Source organism: Paraburkholderia sp., from assembly GCF_034668105.1.
GTDB lineage: Bacteria > Pseudomonadota > Gammaproteobacteria > Burkholderiales > Burkholderiaceae > Paraburkholderia.
In genome coordinates, this window is the sequence record NZ_JAXDPY010000164.1 from 1 (window position 1) to 3,518 (window position 3,518).

The window sequence follows — 3,518 nt, forward strand, 5'->3', positions numbered from 1 at the left end:
CGTATGCACATACGGCAGTCGTTGCGCACGCCGCTGACGGCTCAGGAACGCGAAACTGAGAACCATCGGTACGATCGACGGGAGCATCATGGCGGCCATCATGATGGCCCACATCGCCAGCACCAGCAACAGATCGATGGCGCCCCAATCCGTCATGCGCGGCATGATAGCCATGGCCACCCCCGCGTCCATGTGCTCCATGCCCCAGTTCATGTACAGCAGGTAGGCCCACGCGAGCGTTGCGGCGGCCGTGAGTCCCGACAGTACGATCACGCGGTCCCGCACCGGCAGCCGTTGCGTCACCAACCCGCCCCGAAAACCTGGCTCAGCCATGGTAGGCGAACGGAGAATAGAAGCCGTTTCGGTCCGAGATTTCTCTGGAAAAGCCGTGGTCGGTGAAGCTAAAGCGCGTCGATTTCCCGATCACCGCAGCGAATCCCGGGACAGGGGTAAGCGGGTGATTGCTGATGGTGACGTCGCCTCCATCCTGACCAGACAACGCTTCAATTTCGACGTCCGCCACATTCGGGATGCGAAGGCTGCGACGCTTCCCGTCGAGGTGGTAGTCGATCGCGGCTGGCATGACGCCCAAAACTTCGCCAATCATCGGACCCAGCGCGGAAAGCGGGCCGCCGGCTTGACCGGAAAAGATCTTACCTAACGCCTCTTGCTGCTTCGGTGTCCCGCGTTCGTCGAGATAAAGGGCCACCTTCCACTTGCTTTGCAGCATGTGACCCGGCGAATACGCAAAGAGAGCGATATTGAGTCCGTCCAGTGTCACGTCGGCGAGCTCGCCCTGATCGACGTGCCAACCGATCAGCACCGTGCAGTCTCCATCCGACGGCGGACTGAGACAAACGCAACTGCACGGGGCGTAGCAGTTGCAGCTTTCGAAATACGTACCGGCAACCTTCCAGCTCTCGGCCATGGCATTGACCTCCTTCGTTCGAACACGGGCAGGGTGCGCGCGCTTACAGCTTTCGGGCACGGCGCGTTTGCGCGCGTTAGTGGCGATTCCGGACGCCGAATCTGGCGAGCGAATCAGTTCAAGTCTAGGCCAAATGGCCAGGGGCGTGAGTCGCATGCCAGGAGCGCCCTGTGCTGCACGACCGCGGGCGCTGCAGGTTCGCAAACATGGCAAGCATGGTGCGACGTGAGCGGCTCGCAGCTCAACTGCAGGGCGGCAATAACTGGACGAGCTATCGTCGCAGCAGCGTGCGGTGGGACAACGGCCACGACCGCGACCGCCACCGCGATCACGATCACGATCACGACTGATCTGGAACAACGCCGCTGGCAGGCTGCGTGGCACGATGCGCAGTCTCTCTTAGAGGGGCGGCGCATCGTCGTTTTCAGGCGCCGTTCGGCGCGCGGAGCTTACACGCGAGACGCAGCGCTATACTGGGTGCCCGTCTATAGCGCGAGTAGCCGGGGCAGCACGAGCGCTGCCCGGCGAACCGATAGAAAATTGGCTGAGCACGATCTCAAAAGACTCAAAATCGACCGCGCGCCGGTGACCGCACGCCGTCGGCGCAACTGGACCGGCTACGGGGTGGCCGCGTTGATCGTCGTGGGCGCGCTCGTGGCCGGCTTGCGGTTCGCCAGCCCGCGCACCGTGCAAACCACGTCCGTCGTCTCCGCTTATCCGTCGCAGAGCTACACCTTGCTGAACGCGACGGGCTACGTCGTGCCGCAACGCAAGGCGGCCGTGGCGTCGAAGGCACAAGGGCGGCTCGAATGGCTCGGGGTGCTCGAAGGCACGCATGTGAAAAAGGATGAAGTCATCGCCAGGCTGGAAAGTGCGGACGTCCAGGCGTCGCTGGCGCAGGCGAAGGCGCAGGTGAAGGTCGCACAAGCGAACCTTGCGCTGCAGGTCGCCGAACTGAAAAACGCTGAACTCAACCTGCGCCGCTCTGCGATTCTGGTGCCGAGCGGCGCGATGCCCGCGACGCAGTACGACGCCGATTTCGCGCGCTACGACAAGGCGAAGGCGTCGATCGACAACAGCCGCGCGGGCATCGTGTCGGCGCAGGCGAACGCGCAGGCCGCACAGGTCGCTGTCGATCAGACTGTGATTCGCGCGCCGTTCAACGGCGTGGTGATCGAGAAGCATGCGAACGTCGGCGACAACATCACACCGTTTTCTCAGGCGTCCGACAGCAAGGGGGCCGTCGTCACCATCGCCGACATGGATACGCTCGAAGTCGAGGCGGATGTCGCGGAATCGAACATCACGAAGATCGCCGTCGACGCGCCTTGTGAGATCCAGCTCGACGCGCTCCCCGAACTGCGTCTCGCGGGCCGCGTATCGCGCATCGTGCCGACCGTCGACCGCTCGAAGGCGACGGTGCTCGTCAAGGTGCGCTTCGTCGATCGCGACGAACGCGTGCTGCCGGACATGAGCGCAAAGATCGCCTTCCTGTCAAAGCCGGTGCCGCCGCAGGACCGGCGACCCGTCGTCGCCGCGCAGCGGGCTGCCGTCGTTCAGCGCGACGGACGCAGCGTCGTCTTCGTCGTCAAGGACGAGACCGTGCATCAGGTGCTCGTCACGACGGGCGCGAAACTCGGCGACCTCATTGCGCTCGACGGCGTGCGTGCAGGAGACGTGCTGGTGCTTGCGCCCGACGCGCAGCTGACGGACGGCGCGAAAGTCAACGTGGCGAAGCCATAACGTGAGCAGGCAGCAAGCTATGAACCGCGCGAATGGCGCTGCGCCGCTCGTCGAGATATTGCACCTCGTGAAGTCGTACCGGCGCGGCGTGCAGACGGTGCCCGTACTGTCCAACATCACGCTTTCGATCGAAGAAGGCGACTTCATCGCATTGATGGGGCCTTCGGGATCAGGCAAGAGCACGCTGCTCAACCTGATTGCGGGCATCGACCGGCCCGATGGCGGCGTGCTGCGCGTGGGCGGGCTCGATATCACGCAACTGTCGGAAGCGGCGCTGGCCGAATGGCGTGCGGCCAACGTCGGCTTTATCTTCCAGTTCTACAACCTGATGCCGGTGCTGACGGCGTTCGAGAACATCGAGTTGCCGCTGATGCTCACGAGACTCACGCGCAAGGAGCGGCGCGAGCGCGTCGAGCTGGTGCTCGAGATGGTCGACCTCGCGAACCGTGCGCATCACTATCCGTCGGAGCTGTCGGGCGGCCAGCAGCAGCGCGTCGCGATTGCCCGCGCAGTCATCACCGACCCGACGCTCATCGTCGCCGACGAACCGACCGGCGACCTCGATCGCGCATCGGCGGAAGAAGTGCTCGCGATGCTGCAACGTCTGAACCGCGAATTGGGCAAGACCATCATCATGGTCACGCACGACGCACATGCCGCAGGTGCCCCGAAAGCGCTCGTGTATCTGGACAAAGGGGAGCTGACAGATGGCGACACACGCTGATCAGCGCGACGGCAGCCTGTCATGCACGCGCTGAAGCTGATTACGCGCAACGCGCTGCGCCACAAGCTGCGCACTGCGTTGACCGTGCTCGGGCTCACGATCGCGGTGCTCGCATACGGGCTC

The 3,518-nt window shown here is 63.9% G+C and carries 5 protein-coding genes; 3 read left to right on the top strand and 2 right to left on the bottom strand.

The features are described 5' to 3' along the window. Positions 1 to 303, bottom strand: a 303-nt coding sequence (locus tag QOC89_RS07740) for a DUF2182 domain-containing protein (protein WP_323044489.1), incomplete at its 3' end; no start/stop codon positions are given. Between the two features lie 22 nt (positions 304 to 325). Then, entirely contained in the window at positions 326 to 928 is a 603-nt protein-coding gene (locus QOC89_RS07745; RefSeq protein WP_323044490.1) for a DUF1326 domain-containing protein, read from the bottom strand. Positions 929 to 1,134: 206 nt separating this feature from the next. Here QOC89_RS07745 and QOC89_RS07750 point away from each other — a divergent pair, with 206 nt between their 5' ends. The 3 genes from QOC89_RS07750 to QOC89_RS07760 all read left to right on the top strand — a co-directional run bounded on the left by QOC89_RS07750 (position 1,135) and on the right by QOC89_RS07760 (position 3,395). Next, the gene (locus tag QOC89_RS07750) at positions 1,135 to 1,278 is read left to right on the top strand and encodes a hypothetical protein (protein ID WP_323044491.1); all 144 of its coding nucleotides are present in this window, start codon (positions 1,135 to 1,137) and stop codon (positions 1,276 to 1,278) included. Between the two features lie 190 nt (positions 1,279 to 1,468). Beyond that, entirely contained in the window at positions 1,469 to 2,671 is a 1,203-nt protein-coding gene (locus QOC89_RS07755) for an efflux RND transporter periplasmic adaptor subunit (protein ID WP_323044492.1), read from the top strand. A gap of 19 nt (positions 2,672 to 2,690) precedes the next feature. Continuing rightward, entirely contained in the window at positions 2,691 to 3,395 is a 705-nt protein-coding gene (locus QOC89_RS07760; protein WP_323044493.1) for an ABC transporter ATP-binding protein, read from the top strand. The last annotated feature ends 123 nt before the right edge of the window (positions 3,396 to 3,518 follow it).

Coding starts and splice junctions, on each gene's coding strand:
- QOC89_RS07745 (WP_323044490.1), bottom strand. CDS start 928: ATGGCCGAGAGCTGGAAGGTTGCCGGTACGTATTTCGAAAGCTGCAAC.
- QOC89_RS07750 (WP_323044491.1), top strand. CDS start 1,135: ATGGCAAGCATGGTGCGACGTGAGCGGCTCGCAGCTCAACTGCAGGGC.
- QOC89_RS07760 (WP_323044493.1), top strand. CDS start 2,691: ATGAACCGCGCGAATGGCGCTGCGCCGCTCGTCGAGATATTGCACCTC.